The organism is Actinomycetota bacterium (assembly GCA_036280995.1).
GTDB lineage: Bacteria > Actinomycetota > CALGFH01 > CALGFH01 > CALGFH01 > CALGFH01.
Genome location: DASUPQ010000573.1, coordinates 1 through 2852 on the forward strand (window position 1 = coordinate 1; position 2852 = coordinate 2852).

Here is a 2852-nt window from a genome sequence, read left to right on the forward strand (position 1 = left end):
ACTGCTTCCGGCCGCCGATCACCCGCCAGACCGGTTGGTGCTCAGCGGCCTTGGCCCGGCGACCAGCACCGCTGCACCGTCCTCCGCCATCCCTCAATTACCGCGGGTTCCTGCTATCCTGCTCGAACACGTGTTCGAGCAGGATAGGCCCTATTGCTCCTCATGAGTAGGAACCGCCTGGCAGGGCTCTCCCTCGCCATGCTGATGGCGCTGTTCCTAACCATGTCCGTCGGGACGAGCGTGATGGGCAAGCAGCCCAGCCAGCGCGCCACGGGCGACATCCCGGCCGGAGACCCGACACCACCCCGGGACGGGATGTTCGTCGGTCCCAAGAGCCCGAGCTATCAACAGCTCACCCCCGCCGCCAAAGGCCTCTACGCGGTGATGCGGGAGGGCTTCGGGATCCGGTCGGTCGGCGGCTGGCGACCATCCGGATCGGTCGAAGGAAGCGACCACCCCCATGGGCGCGCAATCGACGTGATGGTCGACTACCCGAACCCAGCGGGGCGGGCCCTCGGCTGGCGGATCGCGAAGTGGGCGGTCGCCCACGCCGACACCTTCGACGTCAAGTATGTGATCTTCAACGGCCGCATCTGGACCGGGTCCCGCGGCTGGCACGGATACCGGCACCCATCGAATCCATGCAACTGCGACCCAACCCTGCGCCACGACGACCACGTCCACATCTCGGTACGTCACTGAGGGTGTCGGAATCAGCCGCTCGGGCGACACCATCGTCAAGGGAGGCTCGTCTCGGGCGTCGGCATTCGGTCGCGATGGCCGACCCAGGCGAACGCCAGCCGGGCCAAGATCTCCGCTCGCAGTCGATCGCCGCCTGCCCCGGTGGCGCAGCAGGGCCCGCAGATCGCGGGTGGCCTGTGGCGCGATCCAGGCCTCGGCAGCAGATCAGCCCGCCGCAGCGACAGCGAGCACGGCTGGAGGAATCCGGAAGATCGCGAACCTCCAGGGCCAGTCAGTAGCCGGGGTGGGGAAGCGCTCTCCGGCCGCTGGCCGCCGTGTCAGCAAACTCCGGGAACCGCTGTGCTAACCGTCGTTTCTCCCAGGCGGACGACGAGGGATGTCGCTATTGCAGTGCAGTCGAGCCCTCCCGCGCCGGTGAGCGCGGAAGCTCCTCCACCGACACTCCCGAGCTGGGGTGATCACTTGCCCTCGCTGTAGGCGTCGTGGTAGTTCCACCACTGGTACGGCGGGGTTTGCGGGTAACCCTCTGGCGAGTCCTCCCATTCCTCCTGGCGGCCGAGCGCGGTGATGTCGAGGTAGTTCCAGGTGTTCCCCATCTGCTCGTCGCCGCGGGCGTCGATGAAGTAGGTGCGGAAGATCCGGTCGCCCTCGCGGAGAAACGCGTTGGTGCCGTGCCACTCGTCGACGTCGAAGTCCTTGTCGAAGTCGTCGGTGATCGTGTACCAGGGGATGTGCTCCCATCCGTGGCGCTCCTTCAGGCCCTGGATCTCGGCCTGGGGGGCGCGCGAGGCGAACACCAGCGTCGTGTCCCGCGCGTTCAGGTGGGCGGGGTGCGCGACCTGGTCGGCGACGAACGAGCAGCCCACGCACGCCCGCTCCGGATATGAGCCGCCCTCGGCGTAGGTGGTGACCTCGGGCCCGTAGAAGGCGCGGTAGACGATCAACTGACGGCGGCCATCGAAGAGGTCGAGCAGGCTCGCCATGCCGTCGGGCCCGTCGAACTGGTACGCCTTGTCCACGGCCAGCCATGGCATCCGCCGACGCTCGGCGGCGAGCCCGTCACGGGCGCGGGTCAGCTCCTTTTCCTTCACGAGCAGCTCCTGGCGCGCAGCTTCCCACTCCTGCGGCGACACGATCGGGGGTGTCTTCATGCCGACTCCTCTCAAGACTTGGGGCCGAGGTCGTCTGAGCGTCCAGCTTCGAGTCGCGACCACTGGGCGGTGGGGCGTCTGGGTGTCCGCTCATGCGACTCGTGGAGCATCCCATGCCGGTGGAACAGCTTCGAGGTGACGGGCGAGCGCAGCGACGAACCTCGGCAGCTGCCGGTAGCCCTTGCGCCGGCGAAGCCGCGTTCCGGGTTGAGCTACCAGTACGTCAGTTGGGCAGCCTGGCGACCAGGCTGGCGTAGGCGACGTGGCCGAAGAGGCGGCCTCCGGCGATGCGCTGACGGGCCCCGGCCTTGAGCGCGGCGGTGGTGGCCTCGCCGATCCGTCCGGCGGCAACCAAGGCGTCCGCGCCCCGGTCGACGATCGTTGGGGTTTGGCGGGCGTCCCGGGTCTCGACATAGCCGTAGCTCCGGTTCGAAGCCCGCCTGGTCCAGCAGCCCTGGCAGCCGTCGTACCAGCCACGGGTCGTGGACGCTGAACTCCACTGGATCTCGGGACCGTCGCCGCCAGCGACCTGGGTCTGCCGGTCGCCCAGAAGGCTGAACCCGCCTTCTCTGGCCGGACGCTTCAGCGGCAATCGCGATGGCCGAGGCGCTGCTGTCGCCGTCGGTCACCCGACGGGTGATCCAGGAGTTGGCCCGGCAGCAGCGGTATGTCCCCCGTCGTCGCACCTGAACCGCCTCACCCAGCGGGAGCTGGAGGTGCTGCGCCTGGTCGCTCAGGACTGTCCAACGCCGAGATCGCCGCGACCCTGTACCTCAGCGAGGCGACCGTCAAGACCCACACCTGGCCAAGCTGGGCCTGCGCGACCGGGTGCAGGCGGTGATCTTCGCCTACAAGCAGAACATCATCGACGCCTAGCCAGGCCCCACCCGAGGGGGTTGGCTCAGGGACGCTGCGGCGTGGTGGGCTCACCCGCTGAGCCGGACGCGTTGGCCGCCCAGACGACGACCGCCCGGTTATAGCCCTCCAGGAGGTCATCGA

The 2852-nt window shown here is 68.5% G+C and carries 3 protein-coding genes and 1 pseudogene; 2 read left to right on the plus strand and 2 right to left on the minus strand.

What is annotated here, in order from left to right; all coding sequences use genetic code 11:
* Nucleotides 1-222: 222 nt before the first annotated feature.
* Nucleotides 223-702 carry a hypothetical protein gene (locus VF468_19260; protein HEX5880430.1) on the plus strand — a complete coding sequence of 160 codons (480 nt, stop codon included), beginning with the start codon at nucleotides 223-225 and terminating at the stop codon, nucleotides 700-702.
* Nucleotides 703-1160: 458 nt separating this feature from the next.
* On the opposite strand, the gene VF468_19265 is transcribed toward VF468_19260, so the two are convergent.
* Both VF468_19265 and VF468_19270 read right to left on the minus strand, forming a co-directional pair.
* Nucleotides 1161-1853, minus strand: coding sequence for a DUF899 domain-containing protein (locus VF468_19265; protein HEX5880431.1), 693 nt, complete (start codon nucleotides 1851-1853; stop codon nucleotides 1161-1163).
* Nucleotides 1854-2076: 223 nt separating this feature from the next.
* Nucleotides 2077-2445 carry a hypothetical protein gene (locus tag VF468_19270; GenBank protein HEX5880432.1) on the minus strand — a complete coding sequence of 123 codons (369 nt, stop codon included), beginning with the start codon at nucleotides 2443-2445 and terminating at the stop codon, nucleotides 2077-2079.
* A gap of 103 nt (nucleotides 2446-2548) precedes the next feature.
* On the opposite strand from VF468_19270, the pseudogene VF468_19275 reads away from it, so the two are divergent.
* Nucleotides 2549-2729, plus strand: a pseudogene (locus VF468_19275) (LuxR C-terminal-related transcriptional regulator).
* Nucleotides 2730-2852 lie beyond the last annotated feature (123 nt).

Coding starts and splice junctions, on each gene's coding strand:
- VF468_19260 (HEX5880430.1), top strand. CDS start 223: ATGTCCGTCGGGACGAGCGTGATGGGCAAGCAGCCCAGCCAGCGCGCC.
- VF468_19265 (HEX5880431.1), bottom strand. CDS start 1,853: ATGAAGACACCCCCGATCGTGTCGCCGCAGGAGTGGGAAGCTGCGCGC.